Origin of the sequence: Daejeonella sp. JGW-45 (assembly GCF_029360805.1) — a bacterium.
GTDB lineage: Bacteria > Bacteroidota > Bacteroidia > Sphingobacteriales > Sphingobacteriaceae > Daejeonella.
This window is the reverse complement of the sequence record NZ_JARKNC010000010.1, coordinates 915981-936311: the sequence shown is the minus strand read 5'-3', so window position 1 is coordinate 936311 and position 20331 is coordinate 915981. Positions and strand designations below refer to the sequence as shown.

13 protein-coding genes are annotated in these 20331 nt (G+C 44.3%); 2 read left to right on the top strand and 11 right to left on the bottom strand.

Going from position 1 to position 20331, the window contains the following annotated elements; all coding sequences use genetic code 11:
* Positions 1-61 precede the first annotated feature (61 nt).
* Both P2W76_RS17785 and P2W76_RS17780 read left to right on the top strand, forming a co-directional pair.
* Positions 62-2764 (top strand): c-type cytochrome, encoded by a 2703-nt coding sequence (locus P2W76_RS17785; protein WP_276349253.1) that lies wholly within the window; start codon positions 62-64, stop codon positions 2762-2764.
* Between the two features lie 40 nt (positions 2765-2804).
* The gene (locus tag P2W76_RS17780; RefSeq protein WP_276349252.1) at positions 2805-3569 is read left to right on the top strand and encodes a DUF1080 domain-containing protein; all 765 of its coding nucleotides are present in this window, start codon (positions 2805-2807) and stop codon (positions 3567-3569) included.
* A 6-nt stretch (positions 3570-3575) separates the two neighbouring features.
* Here the strand turns inward: P2W76_RS17780 and P2W76_RS17775 are convergent, their stop codons facing one another.
* The 11 genes from P2W76_RS17775 to P2W76_RS17725 all read right to left on the bottom strand — a co-directional run bounded on the left by P2W76_RS17775 (position 3576) and on the right by P2W76_RS17725 (position 20283).
* A complete protein-coding gene (locus P2W76_RS17775; protein ID WP_276349251.1) occupies positions 3576-4532 on the bottom strand; it encodes an acetyl-CoA carboxylase carboxyltransferase subunit alpha in 957 nt (318 codons plus the stop codon).
* A gap of 82 nt (positions 4533-4614) precedes the next feature.
* Positions 4615-4830 (bottom strand): hypothetical protein, encoded by a 216-nt coding sequence (locus tag P2W76_RS17770; RefSeq protein ID WP_276349250.1) that lies wholly within the window; start codon positions 4828-4830, stop codon positions 4615-4617.
* 206 nt (positions 4831-5036) lie between these two features.
* Positions 5037-6257 carry a hybrid sensor histidine kinase/response regulator gene (locus P2W76_RS17765; RefSeq protein WP_276349249.1) on the bottom strand — a complete coding sequence of 407 codons (1221 nt, stop codon included), beginning with the start codon at positions 6255-6257 and terminating at the stop codon, positions 5037-5039.
* 9 nt (positions 6258-6266) lie between these two features.
* Complete coding sequence (locus tag P2W76_RS17760) at positions 6267-11927, bottom strand: HAMP domain-containing protein (protein WP_276349248.1); 5661 nt, start codon at positions 11925-11927, stop codon at positions 6267-6269.
* A gap of 274 nt (positions 11928-12201) precedes the next feature.
* Positions 12202-12771 (bottom strand): hypothetical protein, encoded by a 570-nt coding sequence (locus P2W76_RS17755; RefSeq protein ID WP_276349247.1) that lies wholly within the window; start codon positions 12769-12771, stop codon positions 12202-12204.
* Positions 12747-13496 carry a ThuA domain-containing protein gene (locus P2W76_RS17750; protein ID WP_276349246.1) on the bottom strand — a complete coding sequence of 250 codons (750 nt, stop codon included), beginning with the start codon at positions 13494-13496 and terminating at the stop codon, positions 12747-12749. Before P2W76_RS17750 ends, P2W76_RS17755 begins: the two co-directional genes overlap by 25 nt.
* A 169-nt stretch (positions 13497-13665) precedes the next feature.
* Positions 13666-14046, bottom strand: coding sequence for a hypothetical protein (locus P2W76_RS17745; RefSeq protein ID WP_276349245.1), 381 nt, complete (start codon positions 14044-14046; stop codon positions 13666-13668).
* A 330-nt stretch (positions 14047-14376) separates the two neighbouring features.
* A complete protein-coding gene (locus tag P2W76_RS17740; RefSeq protein WP_276349244.1) occupies positions 14377-17268 on the bottom strand; it encodes a carboxypeptidase-like regulatory domain-containing protein in 2892 nt (963 codons plus the stop codon).
* A gap of 9 nt (positions 17269-17277) precedes the next feature.
* A complete protein-coding gene (locus tag P2W76_RS17735) occupies positions 17278-18807 on the bottom strand; it encodes a hypothetical protein (RefSeq protein ID WP_276349243.1) in 1530 nt (509 codons plus the stop codon).
* Between the two features lie 4 nt (positions 18808-18811).
* Entirely contained in the window at positions 18812-19630 is an 819-nt protein-coding gene (locus P2W76_RS17730) for a hypothetical protein (RefSeq protein WP_276349242.1), read from the bottom strand.
* A gap of 116 nt (positions 19631-19746) precedes the next feature.
* On the bottom strand, positions 19747-20283 hold the full coding sequence (locus P2W76_RS17725) for a hypothetical protein (RefSeq protein WP_276349241.1): 537 nt from the start codon (positions 20281-20283) through the stop codon (positions 19747-19749).
* Positions 20284-20331 lie beyond the last annotated feature (48 nt).

Here is a 20331-nt window from a genome sequence, read left to right as displayed (position 1 = left end):
ATTCGGCGTCAAACAAAAAACAATACTATATTAAGGTACTCAAAAGGAGTACCTTAATTATATGAACCGGAATACCTACTTTACTTTGGCAGGATTGCTGTCAATCGTCTTCTTTTTAGGGATGTCTTTTATTGATAATGTAGAAGAAACTAAAAAGGACAGGATCAGAGAACTCGATCCGAAAGTTGAAAAACTAAAGCTATTACCCAACTTTAAAGCCGAACATTTATACAGTCCTTCTGAGAGCAAGAATGGCTCATGGGTAGCTATGACCTTCGATGACAAAGGCAGAATGATTACCTCCGACCAGTATGGATATTTATATCGTTTAACCATCCCTCCTATCGGTGCCGACTCAGTTAAATCAAAAGTCATTGTAGAAAAACTGGAGATCAGGGTGGGGGGCGATACGTCTAAAGCGAAGATAAAAATGGGCTACGCTCAGGGTTTATTATACGCATTTAATAGCCTTTATGTGATGGTTAACCATAAAAGCGACACCTCCATGGCTAAGGGTACCGGACTGTACCGCCTTAAAGACACCGACAATGATGATCAGTATGATCAGATTACCTTGTTGAAAGATATGGTTACTCCCGGAGGAGAACATGGCCCCCATAGCATCGTGCTCTCTCCTGATAAAAAATCAATTCACGTCATCATCGGAAATCACGTGGATATGTTCAAGATGGATGCCTATCGTCTGCCTCAAACCTGGAAAGAAGATAATATATTTCCATTGATAGTAGATCCAAACGGACACGCCACAGATCGTTATGCGCCGGGAGGGTTTGTCGCCAAGGTGAACCCTGAAGGAACAAACTGGGAGTTGATCAGTGCCGGGTATAGGAATCCGTTCGATGTTGCTTTTAACGAAGCCGGCGATATGTTTGTTTACGATTCTGATATGGAATGGGACTTTGGTATGCCATGGTACAGACCCACCCGTATCAGTCATACTACGAGTGGCAGCGATTTTGGATGGCGTACAGGAACCAGTAAATTTTCGCCTGCTTATCCTGATAATTTACCGGCAATCCTGAATGTCGGACAGGGCTCTCCTACCAGTTTTTTCAGCGGTAATAACGCTCGTTTCCCTGAGAAATATCGCAGAGGATTGTTTGCTTTTGACTGGAGTTTCGGAATCATTTATGCCGTAGAATTAATCCCCGATGGTTCTTCATATAAATCAACCGCCTCTGAGTTTCTATCCGGTGCCCCCCTGCCCTTAACTGATGGTATTATCGGACCCGACGGGGCTATGTATTTTTTAACAGGAGGGCGTAAACTGGATTCAGATCTTTACCGTGTTTATTATGGTGACAACACTTTACCTAATACTGCATTGACTATAAAAACTCCTGCCAAGATTCGCAAGGCACGGGATCTGAGAAGGCGGTTGGAAACTTTCCATGGTGCGCCTAATGCTAAAGCTATTGGTATGGCATGGCCTAATCTAAAGAATAATGATCGCTTTATCCGATATGCAGCACGTTTGGCAGTGGAGCATCAGCCCTTAAGCGAATGGCAGGAGAAAGCCTTCGTCGAAAAGAATCCCCAAATTCTTACTCAAGCAATGATTGCATTAGCAAGAACCGGTGAAAAAAGCTTGCGAAGCCGGATGATAAACTCTCTGATGAACATTGACTACAAAGCATTGCCTGAATCACAACAGATAGATGTTTTAAGAGCCTATGAGCTTATACTATATCGAATGGGACAGCCCTCTGAGGCTGAAAAAGTGAAATTATCTGGCTATCTGAATCAATTCTACCCTGCAAACACTAACGAATTAAATCGCTCGCTCAGTAAGGTCCTGGTAGCTCTTGATGATCCGCTTGTGGTTCAAAAAACGCTGGCTTTATTGTATGGACCGACCCAGGATACCGATTATCAAAAGACTTTTATGCAATCGCAGGATCTGATCATGCGTAATCCGCAGTATGGGCTGGATATTGCCGGCATGCTGGCTAAAACGCCGCCGGCCCAGCAAATCTATTACGTTACAGCCCTGAGCGAGGCAAAGAATGGCTGGACCTCAGAATTCAGGGAGAAATATTTTACCTGGTTCAATAAAGCTTTCGGATATAGGGGCGGTAACAGCTTCATAGGATTTATAAATGCAGCTCGCAAAAAGGCCTTAGCGCATGTGCCAAAAGATGAATTTGAACATTACAATAAAATTTCGGGGAATGATCTGCTAACCAATAACGGTAAAAAATTGGCAAGTTTGGGTAGTCCTAAAGGACCGGGAAGAACATGGAAGTTAGAAGAAGCGTTGGATGTTGTTCAGAAAGATACTACGGATCGAAATTTCGACCAGGGTAAAATGCTGTTTTCAGCCACCCAATGTATTTCTTGTCATAGTATGCAGGGCGAAGGCGGCGCGGTGGGTCCGGCGCTTAGCCAATTAGGCACCCGCTTCTCTGCCCGGGACATCCTGGAGTCTATTCTTGAGCCAAATAAAGTAATCTCCGATCAATATGCTTCGACAGCTTTCTATTTAAAGGATGGCAGGTCTATTATAGGGCGGCTTAAAAATGAAGATTCTGATAAATACTATATTTCCCAAAACCCCTTTGCTCCGCAAACGCTGCGTGAAGTGCTTAAGAAAGATGTGGTAAGAACCAGGCTCTCTGAAGTGTCGTCCATGTATCCGGGAATGATAAATAGCCTGAATAAGGAAGAGTTAAAGGACCTGATGGCCTACCTGATTTCAGGATCCAACAAAGATCACCAGGTTTATAAACCAAAGGCGAGGTAAATCGTTATACGAACAGTTACTATCGTAAATAAAAACGAACATGACCCGAAAGATAAATAAGATTCGGGGTTCCCTTGTATGGGTAATTCTCATCCTGCTTTTAACCCTTGCCAGCTACAAAATGGTTGATAGCCCCCAAGATGGGTTTGTGACCATATTTGACGGTAAAACTCTGGACGGCTGGGAAGGCGATCCGAAGTATTGGAGAGCAGAGGATGGAAATATAGTCGGGGAAATTACTCCCAACACCCTGCCCAAACGCAATACTTTCTTGATCTGGCGGGGAGGCATGCCTGCCGATTTTGAGCTTATCTTAGAGTTTAAGATCACCAAAGCTGGCAATAGCGGCATTAATTACCGGAGCGAAGAATTGAAAGATGTCCCATTTGTGCTTAAAGGATATCAACTCGACATTGATGGCAGTCACCGTTATATTGGCCAAAATTATGAAGAGCGCGGAAGGACTACCCTGGCTTATCGGGGTCAAAAGACGATCATTAAGGCACAAGATCCCGGAAATTCCGCACAAGCAAAAGTAGAGAATGGTTCCTGGAGTGGTTTAAGCGTGACCGGTTCTTTGGGAGAACCTGATGCCTTATCGCAGAAAATAAAAAGTGAGGATTGGAATACGTGCCGTTTAGTTGCCCGGGGGAATCGCCTGCAGCATTATATCAACGGAGTTTTGATGAGCGATGTCACCGATAATGATACCAAATACGGTAGATCTAAAGGCGTGTTGGGCCTGCAAGTACATGTTGGTCCGCCCATGAAAGTGGAATACCGTAAGATCAGGATTAAACAATAAAACTTATCAGGACTCTACAACCACACCCATAGCGCAGAATTTTTCAATCCGTTCGTTAATAACCACTTCGATATCTTTGGATTTTAATTCTTTGAGGTCTTCAATGATACGGGCTTGAACGGCTTTTGCCATTTGCTCCGGATTCTGATGTGCCCCACCTAACGGCTCTTCGATAATTCCGTCGATTAGTTTATTCTTATACATATCCCCGGCAGTCAGTTTGAGGCAGTCAGCGGCCTTTTCTTTAAAATCCCAGCTGCGCCACAAAATGGACGAGCATGACTCAGGCGAAATAACCGAGTACCAGGTATGCTCAAGCATATACACCCTGTCGCCAATCCCAATTCCAAGAGCTCCGCCCGACGCTCCCTCACCCACAATAAAACAAAGAACAGGAACCTTCAACACAGACATTTCCAATAAGTTTCTGGCTATCGCTTCACCCTGGCCCCGCTCTTCGGCTTCAAGTCCCGGATATGCCCCCGGAGTATCTATAAAAGTTACGATAGGTTTATTAAACTTTTCAGCCAGTTTCATGAGCCTTAGAGCCTTACGATAACCTTCAGGATTCGCCATACCGAAATTCCGGTACTGACGCATCTTAGTATTGATACCTTTTTGATGGCCGATGACCATAACCGTTTCACCGGCGATGCTCGCAAACCCTCCGACTATCGCTTTGTCATCTCTAACGGTACGATCTCCATGCATTTCAATAAAATCATCACATATCATTTCGATATATGAAAGCGTATATGGACGTTCAGGGTGTCGGGATATCTGTACTTTCTGCCAGCCGGTTAAGTTGGAGTATACATTTTGCCGGGTTGCTTCGATCTTAGCTTCCAGTTCCGCCAGCGTAGCTGACATATCAACTTTTGTCTTATCAGAGACCTGTTTAACCTTATCAATCTGTAATTGAAGATCGGCAATAGGTTTTTCAAAATCGAATGTTGTTGTCATCGGTCGATATAAATGAGCCGGCTAAATTAGGAAAATTATAACTATCGAGCAGAACCTTTATTTTAATAAACAATATATGCAATCAGGATTTCATGCTATTCAATTTCTTTTTAGCCGCATCCCAATTATTGTCCTTCTTGCCATCCGGTCCGGCCTGGTCAATCAGATCCTGAAGTCCTGAAAGCGAATTTAACACCTCGGAGGCTTGGACATTGTTCCTTTTGAAGGTCTGCAAATCAAGAATAATTCCTATCTGCTTCCCCTTTTCATCTGTAATAAAGTTTATTCCGTTTACCATATGAGTTATACGTTTTAAGTTATACGTGGTACGTTTTACGTTATAAGTTACTAAACGCCGTTAAATTAATACATTATTAAAATTATTAACAGTTATCTTAACCACTCAGGTACGCTTCCACGTACAACGTATAACGTACCACTTATAACTCCCTTATGCCATCCCCACCCAGATGTATAACTTACAACGTAAAACGTACCACTCCCTTATGCCATCTCCGGCACATCATCTGCAGGAACAGTAAATTTGAAGCAAGTGCCTTTCCCCGGTTCGCTGTCGATGCTGATTGTCCCCCCGTGCTGAGTAACGAAATCCCTGACCAGCAACAGTCCCAGGCCGCTCCCTGTCTCATTGGCGGTACCTGCTACCGATACAGGGCTGATATTCTTAAAGAGATTTTGCTGAACTTCAGGTGTCATGCCTACTCCCGTATCCTGAACGCAGATCTCAACCATACTATTTATATAGTTGGCTGAAACACTTACTATGCCTCCCTGAGGTGAGTACTTGATTGCGTTCATCACCAGGTTCTGGATAATAGAACGCAGCATAAACACATCTGCCTTGACAAAAACATTCTCTCTTATATTATTCTCGAGAACAATATCCTTTTGGTTTGAATTAGTCTTTAGTATTTCGAGAGAAACGTCAATACCGGTTCTCAATTGGATACTTACAGGATTAAATGAGGTCTTTTCCCGCTGGTTCTTCGCCCAGTTAACCAACTCATTTAATTGTTCAAGGATTTTATTCGAGGTCCGGTGAATTATTGTAGCGAGGTGCTGGGTTTCGGTAGAGTTCTCGTTATTAGTCTTTTTAAGACGGTCGGAGGAAGCTAAAAGCGCTGTCAGCGGGTTACGAAGATCATGGGATATAACAGACAGAAACTTATCCTTCGAGAGATTCAGATCCTTAAGCTCGTGATTCAGATTTTCAAGTTCTTTGGTACGTTCCTTCACCCTGTCTTCAAGCTCCTGGTTTAGCTTCCTGAGATCATCATTGATCCGGGTAAGTTTTTCTTCCTGAGCTATTAATATCTGATTCTTCCTGTACAGCTCGGCAAAAACAGCGACCTTTGAACGTAATATCTGGGTATTGAAGGGTTTACGTATATAATCTACCGCTCCTGCAAGGTAACCTTTGAAAACCGCCGCTTCTTCATCATCCTGTCCGCTGATAAAGATAATAGGAATATGCCTCAGCTTATCGCGCTGATAAATAAGCTCTGCCGTTTCATAACCGTCCATAATTGGCATCCGGATATCCAGCAGGATCAGGGAAAAATCTTCCTCTTTTAACAGAATACTCAAAGCTTCCCTTCCCGACGTAGCTTTAACAAAAGAATATCCATCCTTTTCTAAAACCACCTCCATCGACATGAGGTTGTCTATATTATCGTCAACGAGTAAAATTTTGATCTGATTCACCTTTATCTTTTAATATAACCAAACCCGCATAAGCGATAACAGCTGGTCGGTTTTAACAGGTTTTGTGATATAATCCGAAGCCCCGGAGGCAATGCATTTTTGCCTGTCTCCAATCATAGCCTTAGCTGTAACAGCAATTATCGGGAGGTTTTTGTTTTTATTTTCTTTCCGGATCCACCTGATTGTTTCATAACCATCCATCTCCGGCATCATTATGTCCATCAGTATAATATCGATCCCTTTCTGATCGGCGAGGATCTCAAGTGCTTCCCTGCCACTTTCTGCGGTAATCACTTTTAACTTAGACCGTTCAAACGCAGCAGTCAATGCAAACAGATTGCGGACATCGTCATCAACTACAAGAGCTGTCTTTCCATCCAGAATATCCGAACTATCCCTAACCTTATTAATTAGATCGAGTTTAGAGCTGCTTAACGTCTTCACGTCAATATGCAGCAGGTTCAAAACCTCTTCCAGGATAATGCCATGTGAGGTAGGTGTTTTGGTGATCAGCTTATAAGTAAGTCTCTTTAACTGAATAAGCTCGTTTGAAGTAAAATCCCTGGCAGAATGGAGAAGCACGGTTGCCTGGGGACGTTTCAACAGGTTTATCTGCTTCAGCAGATCCAGTCCTTTGGCATCAGGCAAACTATAGTCTACAATGATTGAATCAAAGATCTCACGTTTGAGAATTGAAATCGCCTTCTTGCCGGTAGTAGCAGGAACAACTACAACCTGATCATTTGTCAACAATTTGGACAAATGTTCAAGCTCTACTTCATTATCTTCTATTAACAATACTCTTTTCTTAGTCTGTTCGTGGAAATTAACTATGCCGATAATAAGCTCATCTAAAGCATTATTGGAAAGGGGCTTCAAATGAAAACTTCTTGCACCAAGCTTCATTGCCGCCGAGCGGTCATCCTCACCTGATATCAGGTGAACAGGTATATGCCTGTACTTTAGACTGTTTTTCAGAGCCTTTAAAACTTTCCACCCGTTAGATTCGGGCATTTTAACATCGAGTGTAAGAGCTATCGGGTTGAATTTGGAGAGCGCATCAAATATTTCCAGGTAATGTGTAGCAACAACTACTTTCAACCCGTAGCTATGCGATCTCTCCATAACTATTTTAGTAAAGCGGGGATCGTCCTCGATAACCAGCAATACCTTATCGGAAGGAAGTATATTATGCCTGTCATCATCTATTACCATTTCTAAGGACTCTGGCTGTAGGGTTCTTGAATGTACAGCAACATAATCCTCTTTAATCTTAGGGTCGTTCAGTACGGGGGGAACTTCGCTATACTTAAGCGGCAGGTAGAGTGTAAATGTACTTCCCTTACCGAGTTCGCTCTCCACATTAATGGTTCCGCCAAGCAATTCTGCAAAGCCCTTACTAATTGAAAGTCCAAGTCCTGTACCACCGTATTTCCGGCTGGTAGAACCCTCTGCCTGCTGAAATGCTTCAAAAATAATACCCTGGGTGGTTTCAGATATACCTATTCCTGTGTCTTCAATTGCAAATGCGATCACCGAGTTCGCACCGGCAATCGGCTTGAACTTTGCCAGGTCGGGTCGGTAGATCTTTAATTTAATGCTTCCCTTTTCGGTAAACTTGAAGGAGTTAGAAAGAAGGTTTTTTAAGATCTGGTTAAGACGCTGAATATCTGTTTCCATAACCTCCGGCAAGCCATCTTCTATATCAATCTCAAATTTTAGATTCTTTGCTTCTGATATAGGCCTGAACGTCGTTTCAACAAATGATGCGATTTCGCGGAATCCCACAGACATAATATCAGCAGAAATTACACCCGACTCGATCTTAGAGAGATCAAGGATATCGTTTATTAACTGGATAAGGTCATCGCCACACGAGTGAATAGTCTTGGCATAGCTGATCTGCTTTTCGTTAAGATTCCCTTCATGATTTTCAAAGAGCTGCTGAGCCAGGATCAGTAAGCTATTTAAAGGAGTTCTCAGCTCATGCGACATATTCGCAAGGAACTCGGATTTATATTTGGATGTAAGGGTCAGTTGCTCTGCCTTTTCTTCAAGAGACCGGCCCTTATCGTGAAGCTCGTCGTTCGCCCGTCTTAACTCTTCCTGCTGGGCAGAAAGCTCGCCTGCAAGCGATTGCGATTGGCTCAATAGTTTCTCTGTACGGGTATTTGTTTCAATGTTATTAAGTACGATAGCGATACTTTCTGTGAGCTGATCCAGAAAATCGATGTGAGTATCACTAAAATTCTCAAACGAGGCGAGTTCTATTACCGCCTTCACTTTATTCTCAAACAATACCGGCAGGATAACAAGATCGAGAGGCGGCGCGCTTCCAATGCCTGATCCGATCTTTAAGTATTCACCGGGAACATTAGTCAACCTGATCTGTTCCTTATCGGAAGCACATTGCCCGACCAAACCCTCATTCAGCGAAAATGCCTGGCTCTTTTCGATCGCGCCCCTGTGTGCGTACGAAGCGATAAGCTTTAATTTAGGCTCATCCGAAGACTCAGGCTGTTCTAGGATATAAAATGCACCATACCGTGCATTGACCAGCTCGGCAAGCTCGGAAAGTACGTTGTTTGCCACTGCATTCCTGTCACGCTGTCCCTGAAGCATTTGTGCAAACTTCGCAAGGTTGGATTTTAACCAGTCCTGTTCATGATTCCGAAGTGTTGTATCCTTCAGGTTGGCAATCATCTGATTAATAGTGTCTTTCAACGCTTCAAGTTCACCCTTGGCATCCACGCGAATAGTCCGGGTAAGGTCACCCTTTGTTACCGCAGACGCAACTTCCGAGATTGAACGTACCTGGGTTGTCAGATTTTGGGCCAACTGGTTCACATTTTCTGTAAGATCCTTCCAGGTACCTGACGCACCCGGCACACTCGCCTGGCCACCCAGGCGGCCCTGTACTCCCACCTCGCGTGCCACGGTAGTTACCTGATCGGCGAATACCGCAAGCGTATCGATCATCTCGTTGATCGTGTCTGTAAGCTGCGCCACTTCGCCCAGTGCATTGATAGAAAGCCTCTGTTTCAAATTACCCTTTGCAATGCCTGTGGCTACTTTGGAAATACCACGAATTTGCCCTGTCAGATTCGAAGCCATCTGATTTACGGAATCTGTCAGATCTTTCCAGGTACCACCCACCCCTTTCACCTGAGCCTGACCTCCTAATTTTCCTTCCGTCCCCACTTCCCGGGCAACACGGGTTACCTCAGAAGCGAATGAGTTTAGTTGGTCTACCATCGTATTGATGGTATTCTTGAGGTCCATCATTTCTCCTTTTACATCGATTATAACCGTTTTGGAGAGGTCACCGCCAGCAACAGCCTTAGTTACTTCGGCAATATTTCGAACCTGAGAAGTCAGGTTACTGGACATCTGGTTTACAGAATCTGTTAAATCCTTCCAGGTTCCTGCTACCCCGGGTACAAAAGCCTGTCCTCCCAGGTTACCGTCCGTTCCAACCTCACGCGCAACACGGGTTACTTCAGAAGCAAAACCCCTAAGCTGATCCACCATGGTATTAATAGTCTCTTTCAGCTGCAGGATCTCACCACGAACATCCACCGTGATCTTCTTTGACAAATCTCCATTTGCCACGGCAATTGATACATCCGCTATATTTCTTAACTGGGCGGTCAGGTTACCGGCCATTTTATTAACACTGTCGGTCAGATCCTTCCAGGTGCCATCTACGCCGGGAACACTTGCCTGGCCTCCAAGCTGACCTTCAGAGCCGACCTCACGCGCAACACGGGTTACCTCAGAAGCAAAGCTCCTAAGCTGGTCCACCATAGTGTTGATCGTATCCTTAAGCTCCAGCAGCTCACCCTTTGCATCCACAGTAATCTTTCTTGATAAGTCACCCTTGGCAACCGCTGTGGTAACCTCAGCAATATTACGCACTTGTGAAGTCAGGTTATCTGCCATCTTATTCACGCTGTCGGTAAGATCCTTCCAGGTACCGCCCACACCAGGAACATTCGCCTGACCTCCTAACTGGCCTTCTGAACCTACCTCCCGTGCTACACGTGTAACCTCCGATCCGAATGAGTTTAGCTGATCTACCATCGTATTGATCGTAATTTTAAGCTCAAGCATCTCACCCTTTACATCCACTGTGATCTTTTTTGAGAGGTCACCCTTTGCAACGGCTGTAGTTACCTCGGCAATATTACGTACCTGGCCGGTGAGGTTACCCGCCATCTGGTTTACAGAATCCGTTAAATCCTTCCAGGTTCCACCAACCCCCGGCACATTTGCCTGCCCCCCTAGCTGACCATCAGATCCTACTTCCCTTGCCACACGCGTCACCTCGGATGAGAATGAATTCAGCTGGTCAACCATCGTGTTGATCGTATTCTTTAACTCAAGGAGCTCACCTTTAGCATCCACCGTGATCTTCCTTGACAGGTCACCCCGGGCCACGGCTGTAGTCACGCCCGCAATATTACGTACCTGATCTGTCAGGTTGCTTCCCATTTGGTTTACAGAATCAGTAAGATCTTTCCATACACCTCCCACACCTTTAACTTTCGCCTGGCCGCCGAGTTCCCCTTCTGTTCCTACTTCCAGCGCAACCCGGGTCACCTCTGAAGCAAAAGAGTTTAACTGGTCAACCATGGTATTAATGGTTTTCTTAAGCTCAAGCATTTCACCCTTTACGTCTACTGTAATCTTTTTTGAAAGGTCGCCGTTCGCTACCGCCGTGGTTACCCCGGCTATATTCCTCACTTGTGATGTCAGGTTGCCTGCCATCCGGTTAACAGAATCCGTTAAATCTTTCCACGTACCAGCTACCCCCGGAACCTTTGCCTGGCCACCGAGCTTTCCCTCGGTACCAACTTCAAGCGCCACGCGGGTCACTTCCGAGGAGAATGAGTTGAGCTGATCAACCATTGTGTTGATCGTATTTTTTAACTCGAGAATTTCTCCCTTGGCTTCAACAGTAATTTTTCTGGAGAGGTCACCTTTCGCAACAGCTGTCGTTACTGCCGCTACATTTCGCACCTGCGCTGTAAGGTTACCGGCCATCTGATTTACTGAATCGGTTAACTCTGCCCATACACCAGCAACGCCTTTAATCTTTGCCTGCTCTCCCAGTTTACCTTCCGATCCAACCTGCCTCGCAACCCGGGTAACCTCCATTGAAAATAACTGCAGCTTGGAAAGCATCTGGTTAGATTCTTTTGCCATTCTTAGAAATTCTCCCTTTAGGGGCTGCCCGTTAATCTCGAGCGGTATCTGCTTTGCCAAATCACCGTTGGCAACGGAGTTGATCATACCAGCAATCTCAAGGGCCGGCGACGTAAGATCTGTTATCAAGTTATTAAGCGAGTTAACACCCTTTGCCCACTCACCCTTAGCCTCAGGCATCTCGATCCTCTTGCTAAGATTACCCTTCTTCCCGATAATATTCTCGGCAGATGATATTTCGTTTAACAGGTGCTGATTCATATTGATAAGCTCATTCAGAACCTCGCAGATCCTGCCGTTAATTCCGGCCTGAGTTACAGGCATTCTCACATTCAGATTACCATTTTTTACAAGGGAAAGAACATTTAAGAGTGCTTTAACGTCAAGTGCGTCGTCAGGGTGATCACCGTTTCCATTAAGCGTGCTCAGGGCAGCTTCCAGTGTGTCGGATTTAAGTACCATTTATATAGAGCGATTTAATTACGTATAAATTGTTCCGGGATGGACTGGTCGCCGGCAGAGAAAGAGGAAAAAGTTCGCATACAGTTTTGCGTTATGATTAAAATTCTCTTCACCTGGCACTCATGTAAAGCACTACCCTTTGGCAATACTTTGATACAGTACATCTTGAAACGAAAAAAGTTTTCAAAAGTTAATTCTTTTATTCAGTTATATCCAGTTACATCCGGGCTGCGCAGTTTTTAATACGATCGAATCAGTTCCAAAGTTTCGCTGGCTATTTATTATTCACCATATAATTTACGACAGAAACGCTATTTATTATCTTTTTTCTTTCTTCCATACCGTAACAGGCATTATCGTAATATTCGGGGCTGTAATAGGACAGGCGTTTCATCTTTCCTTTTGAAAGGATTATAAATTCATAAGTATACGAATTATAGATATGGTACTTCTCTGGGCAAAAGTTCGGGATCTCTTTTTCGTCCCGAATCTCAAAAAGGCCGTTCTGGACAAAAGTTTTCCATCCCAGCTCCAGGGAGGCGGACGGCAAATCCAACTCCTGAAGTTTGGAAGCATTCGCCAAATAGGTATAAGCAGACAGCTTTCCTCCATTGGCCGTCAGGATAAAATAGTCTGTGGCTTCATTCGCTTTATTGGTAAATCTCGTCCGGAAAGAGATTACATAGGCATTTGTCTGCTGAAGGCGATGAAGAAAAGGGCTAACCAAGGCAGGATCGTAAACCGTCCCGTACTGAACCGGAATAGCTTCCTGGCCAAACAGCATACCCGGGATAAAAAGCAAAAGAATAATTAACCAATTTACTTTTTTCTGCTTCCCAGCCATAATAGTGCATTAGTGATCATTTTGTTCTGTATCTTATTGGCAAACGTAAACGACAAAGTGCTGTTGGTAGTATCGACTTTATGTTCGTAATCTATATCGTTATGTCCCATATTCACATAAAGCATTTTGTACCTGGTATTTGTCCAAACAACGGGATAATAACCTTCATGCCATATCTCATGCGGCTTGGGACCCGTTCCCAGCGGGAAACTTTCTGGATCAATGGAAACAAGAACCTCTATATCAGGATTGGCTTTCAGATCATTTTGCCACCGGTACCACTCGTTAGGTGAAGCTGTAAATTTCATCCCAAGACCCTTTACTGAGGGGTGGCGTCTGTCCTCAACCTTCAGCAGCGCAGACGTGGGCCGCCATGTATTGCTCTTATACTGACCAGAGCCGAGGAATATGTTATGATACCAGTCCCAATTTTGGGGATAAGCGGAAGGCGAGAGTGCAAAAGCAGAAAAATGGAATCCCAGCCATCCACCTCCTTTTTCCATGAACCTCTGGAACGCAGCTCTTTGCTCCGGATCTTCCGGTCTTGTGTCAAGAAATACGGCGACCTGGTAATTCGAAAGGAAATCATCATTCATGTTGTTCCAATCTTTTGTCGCCTCAAACAAAAAGTTATTTGTCGCTGCAGCCTGCGGAAACCAGCTCAGGGCTTCTTTGACATAGCTGATATGAGCCTGATCATTCTTGCCGGTATAAAATGCGATCACTTTAAACCTGGGAGAAGAACTTTGACAGAAAACACTCTGACAGCTAAAAAACAATAATATAGCAAATATTCTTGCTGAAAAGGACATAATTATCGAATGAATAAGATATTAAGATAAAACCTTTTCATCAAAAAAACACATCTTACTGGCAACAATAAGGTTCGGAAACCTAACGAGGATCCACCTGGTAGATAATATGGAAAGGGGAAGCTTCTTTCCCTCTTAAAGAGCGATTAACGGCAGGTACGGGCGCATTGGCATAAGTTGCAGCAGAGCCTAGTGTTGCAGAAAGCTCCTTGTAAAGCTTTTCATACTCAGCCGATTTGGAATCGATCCTTTTCACCTGAGATGTAGAGCGGCTTAACATCTGAAGGGGGGTATTTTTGCTGCCATCATGAACAGCAAGTACGAGGTCCTGTTGTGATGATACTTCACCGAATTTAACGCTCTGAACATCTGTAAGAGTGATGTTCAGACTAGCAGTAGTAGACTGTGCCTGAGCAGAAATCCCTACAGATAACGCTAAAATGCAAAGTGTTAATATTTTCATTCCAAGTATTAAGATAGATATTTACACTTATACGATGCAAGTAAAAATTAGTTGCATTTTTAAGAATAAAAAACCAGTCCCGAACTAAAGGAGAAGATAAAAACCTTATAAAAAGTACATTTTGTCCGCTCAGTGTCCGCTCACCGTCCGCTTGAAGTCCGCCTGGGGTCCGCTCAATGTCCGCTTGAGCACCGCTGAGGCACCGCTTTCACACCGGTTTAGGAATGGCTTAGGAATGGTTTAGAACCGGTTCAATACCGCTCGGGGAAGACCGGTTTGGTGCTGCAGCTTTATGAAACCAGCTAAGTCTTATTTAACAACATTGGCCTGTTAATTCCTTGGAGCAGCATTTGGTGATGTAAACTTCTTGGTCTCGATCTTACGCACCTTAACCAGTAATTTGAAGTCTATAACCTGGGGGCTTTCTGCATTCAGCTGGAAATCACCGGGCTTCTTTTCTGCCTCAACTTCTGCGGGAAGGTTACCACTATCCACGCTGACAGTATAACGTCCAATCGGCAGGTAGAAGACGTACTGGCCTTCGCTGTTCGTTTTGGTGATATGGCGAATATTCTTTTCGTCGATGGCTATCACGGTAATTCCCTGAAGATTCCGGTTTATCTCGTAGCTGAATTCGTTAAAGCTGTAGCCCAGGGTACCTCTTAATGTCCCCGTGCGCTTCAACGCAATTTCCAGACGTTCCTTTTTCTGATCGAGCTTTATTATTTCATCCGGAGAGTACCAGCCTTTTACGTTTGTCAGGGAAACCCGGTAGTCCCCATAGGGAAGCTTTTTGTATTCGACCAGCCCCCCTGAACCTGTGATAAATGCGACATTATTGATATAAAGAAGGTGCCCTGCTGCCTTAGTATCACCCTCGTCGAAAACGCTATTCTGGTTCGCGTCCTGGTAGGCAAATACTTCCAGGTCACTATCTTTAGCGCCGACTTTCGGCAGGGTTAGCTTTTGAGTAATACCCATTTCAAGGATACTAAGGTTATAGTCGCCGTAGCGGTTGTGGTTAATTGCAGAGTAAACACTTGTTTTAGGAGTAAGATCATACTCCGCGCGGCCAGTTAAATATGAGCTGCTGCCAAAAAGACTGCTATTGATGAATGCCAGCCCTAGTTCAGTCCGAAGTTTATTACGGTAAAAACTCTTCTGGAAAGAGGGGATAATATTGATCAGTCTTGGCGACTCGACATCACGAAGAAAGTTATTAGCTGCTTCGCCAATATAAAACGTGCCCGACTGCACAGTCGAACTAAGATTAAACATCCCTCTTCTGTAATTCAAATTAGAGCGAAAATGAAAACGCTTCTGCGAATCAAAGGTAGAACTATAAAACCCCGTCTCTGTATTGAGGGAAACGTATTGGTTATCTGATAGTGAAAAATTAAAGGAGTTGTTCACATTCCAGGCTTCCATCGAATGCCTTTCGTCCGCCAAACCCGAAAACTTGTAGGCATTATTAGTTTCGCGGGTATACACCGGTGCGACCGATACATTAAGCTTCTTGAAAATAGTTCCAGACATTCCCGCTTCCACCCTCATCGTGCTGAATACCGGCATGAAGGTCTGAAAAGACGAAAGAGTCTTAGGTTCGTAATGATTATAATCGACACCGCCCCAGATATTCGAATTTTCCCGCAGCCAGGTTATGCGCTCATTGAACGACAGAGCACCCCGTCTCATTCCCGGGTAATAGGCGGAGCTATAGTAGTTCTGGCTATTAATCAGGATCTTGTTCAGGGTACCGTTGATGTTTACGCCTCCCGCAATACTTGGCTTGAAAGTAGTACCATTTTCATATTCGGTAGTATATCCTCCGCTAGCGGATGCCGTCATCCGCAGCCCTTTCACCTTTGTGAATGTGAAACTATTGCCGACTATCGCGCTTCTCGAATTAAAAACCGGATTAGCTTCATAAACTGCCGACGTCGCCAGCTCCCAGGATTCTCCTGTATGCGTAAAGCTACCCCAGCCAGCATTTCCCGAGGGCACGAAAGTGTTAAACCTGTTTCCCAGCAGGTTAGCGTTCCCGTCGATAAATCCAACCTCATAGGAGTTATTGGACGCTGTATCATTTAAAAAAATGCTGCCACCCCTTCCACTGAGGTTGATATCAATATTCTTATTAATATTTCCTGCAGTTATCCCGAATTTCTGATTGGAGTAAGATAAATATGTGCTCCTTGCCATGGGTGGCGAGTAAGAATTCCTCCACGTCGTAAAGTCCAGATTGTAACCCACCATGCCCTTGGGCAGTTCGAGATTCCCTCTTCCCGTTAAAAGGTAAGATTGATTTGGCGAGAACATGCTTTGGGAACTCAGGGTAATACTATTCAGGTTGTAGGAGTCGCTTAATGACTCATCCCGGTAAGCGCGCTGGTTCCTGGCGCTCTGTATCCTGATATAGGCCATGCCGAATATATCGCCGTTATCGTAAAGACCGCTGAAAGTAACATCGAAACCTTCAGAACTGAGCATTTTCTTTACTATCGGCTTTGTAAAGGTGATGATGGTATCGGCAGAAGGCTGAATAGTAAATTGCCGGGTAATATGGAATGCATCATCCTGGAAGATAGACGGGTAGCGATTAATAACTGTTATCTTTTGCGCTGTATTACCGGGGTTAGTTATCCTTATCGGTATCTTGATCGAATCAGAAGACGGGTCGAGCAATATATTGGTAAGCAACGAGTACATGTTTACATTTCTTTTCACCGATACCCGGAGTGGAATTTCGGATGCTGCCAGGGCGTTGTTTTCCCGATCGGTAAGTAAAAAACGAATAATATGCTCTTTACCCGAAGCAGTACGCTTGGTGATAAATATTTTAACAGGAACAAAGGTGCTGTCGCCGGGCTGCAGGTTAACAGCGATTTTATTTTTACTGATCAAGTCCAGGCTTGCCGGGAGGTTAACGTTCATCACACCAAGTAAGGGTATTGCCTGTTTATTGACGATCTTAATCATAAAATCCGTCAACTCTTCATTCGAGGAACTTATCGTGGTAACCGTGGGTTGGAATACTATCGGCGATCCGGCCTGAGCATTGGCTTTCTCGCGAACGAAGAAAAAAAGAAGGAACAGAAATGCAGCTCTACACACTGGAAGCCAGCAACTGAACTTCACACGTAGCCCTCGTTGAAATATCGTTAAGCGAGCGAAGTCATGTCTTTCTTTTTTTAACATCAGCATTCCGGAACCTATTGACATAGGATCATTTTATAGTGGTATTGCCACAAAAAGAACTGTTGTATTAAAGGTCCCGCCCTTACCCGACAGTCTGGCATCACCGGGTGTGGTATAATACCGGAGATTATATTCGACCACGTGCATCGAGGAATTTTTCACGGGATTATTTATTATGATCTGATCTGCGACAGATAAAGCCCTTGTAAACGTGGTGATATTACCTGAGGTATTGGTATGCTTTGTGGTTTGAACATTTACTACCGAAACAGGAATGGTTACATCCTCCTCATTCTGAAGATTTGCACCACTCGTTTTTATCAGGATCTGGTAGCCGTTGTAGCCGGTAACTTTCAATCCTCTTGGTTTATCAACCGATACTCCTGTCTGGTAACTTGCCAGGGTATTAAATACCATATCAACCACGTGCGCAGAATTTTGAAGTACAACCGTATAACTATTTGTGCTGGAATTGATCTGGAAGGACGCATCCTGTGTTTTAGTCGACACGACCTCATTAGCCTGATTATATAAAGTAAACGTAAGGTTTGCGGTATAGGTTCCGTTTGGTACCAGCAAATGGTTACCACCACTTATTATCATATCAAACTTATGTTCCGTACCCGCATAGGGTGTAAAGCCGGCGTTCGACTGATCGATGAGCGTAGCATCCGTAAACGATAGCGGAACGATATTATTCGTAACACCTATTTGCGCTGCTGAAGGTGAACCTGCGGCTACCCGGTTAAAGCGCATGGAAAAATACTGTGCGGGCACTGAGTTACTTCCATTTATGAAATTAGTATTGGCCCTGACTTTTAGCGTCCAGCCTGAACAGGCTGCCTGATTCGGCGCGTACTGGATACTTAATGCGTCAGTAACGGTCCGGCCGGCCATCAGTGCCGCATAATCTGTAAACACGGGCTGGTTTCCGAAATAGGAATTCAGCGTCGCCCCGCTGCATGTATTATTAAAATTTACTACAAATGAAACCGGAACATTGCTGTTGGTAGATACGATTATACCATTAGCATCAACCAAGGTCAGTGTCAAGGAAGTGCTATAGGTTCCCGAGCCGGCCAGTAAATGGTTACCGCCTGACACTATCATATTAAGTTTATGTACAAAATAATAATGCGGCGGCGATTGAAGTGCCGTCGAGGTGATTATTAATGGCTGGGCAGTAGTTTTACTCAAGACCTTATTGCCTGTACCGCTCACACCTGAAGGTCCGCCATCAACAGAACTAAAGCCGATAGACACATATTGAGCGGGGATCGTATTTATACCATTCGAGAAATCACCATTGGCCTGTACTTTTAATGTCCAGCCTGCGGATAAATTAAGTCCTGTTCCCGGAAAGTTCTGATACTGAACGAATATGTAGTTGTTTGATGTACAGCCTGAGAGCACATCAGATGAAGTTGTAATCGTACAATCAGATCCTTTGTAAAAATCTAATGACTGACTGAAACTATACTTTGAATAACAGGTGATCAGTGCAAAAACAAGCACCGTAAAAATCGTCTTGTTACTTAAAGATTTCTGTTCTAAAAATCTCATTCTTTTATCGGGCAAACTCCAGCTCAACGAGTTTAAGCTCATCTTTATTCCCATAATTGATCACAGCTGTCGCCGTATATTTTCCCTTCGCCAGGTTGGCTGGCAACGATTGCCGCACAATCCGCTTATCACCAGGCAGTGAGAAGATATCCTGGTCATCCAGTTTTGTCTTGGCACCGGTCTGCGTATTCAGCAGCTCCCACTTAACCTTACCTTCCATCCAGGTCTTACCGGTATTGTGCAGGCTGAGCTCGAGGAAGCCCCCCGTTGTTTTATCATCTTTAGCGGGGAGGATATCAGTAAAGTTGGTCACTTCTATATCCCGCTCCTCTGCCTGGGTGAAACTGTGATAGATCTTAACACCCATTCTGACGCTGACTTTGATAGAAGTACCATCCTGTGCTTTCGCATCACCCGGATTTAACTGGGTAAGAAATAGCATCGCAGTGTTGACAGGTATAGATGTATTGGCACCAGCCGGCACTGTAAAGATGATATCAAGCTCGCGCTTTTCGTTAGGCTGAAGAGTAAAGTATGAACCCGGCATCACCTGCACCCACGCTGCTGCGGAGTTTTTCAGGGTCCCCGCATCATGCGTCTGGTTATTCCCCAGTGTATCATAATCCCAGTCGTTCATGGATACACCTATCTCAAGTTCCTTATTATTAGGATTACTAATAACTATTTTCTGAGTTGCTGATGCCCCTGGTGCAAGCTTATAATACAGCTTCCCCGGACTAACGGTCATACCAGCCTGTGCCATCACACTTTTTACGGGGCTGACAAGAGCTACGATAAATAAGAAGCAAATTAGTTTTTTCATATGGTAAATATAAACAAGGCTTTGCAGAAGCCTGTACTGTAACGTGTAAATGCGAGTTATGTTGGATTTTACGTTTTCGTGTCTGATTGGTTACGCCAGGTATGCCTGTCTTTTAATCATGGTTGCAAGACTGTAAATATAACCGGTATAATACTGGGGGGCGCTTTTTTATCAATATAAGCAAACTGGCTGCCTATTTTGTAGGCGATATTAAACTTGTTTGCTGAGACCGGGCCGTTCCATGAGCAGTTAGCTGCGAAGATCACCGTTGCAGGGTTGCCGTTGGAAGGGGGAAGAACCACATCTGACTTCAAGACGAGTCCGGCGGTATTTCCTCCGTTTGTTGTACCGATCAGCGAACTAAGCTGAACCAGTCCTTCGAGGCCGGGTCCTGCACCGGCTTGTACTCCCGAAATTGCTTTAACAACATAACCCCTGGAGCTAACTACGCTGATATGATCACTGGCTATAGCTTCAAAACGATTATCATTCTTCCTTTTTTTAACTTCATCTGCCGGGAGAAACTCCGGCGGGTTAACCGTAAAGCTGAGTGCGTCCATTAAAGTAATAGCCATATTCACAGACTGGGCGAATATGGCTGTACTCATTAGAGAGAGCGAGATGAATACAAATAAAAATAATCCCTTTCTCATGTCGTTTTCCTGGTTATTTCCTTATGCTTCTCAAATCTATTGCGGCTC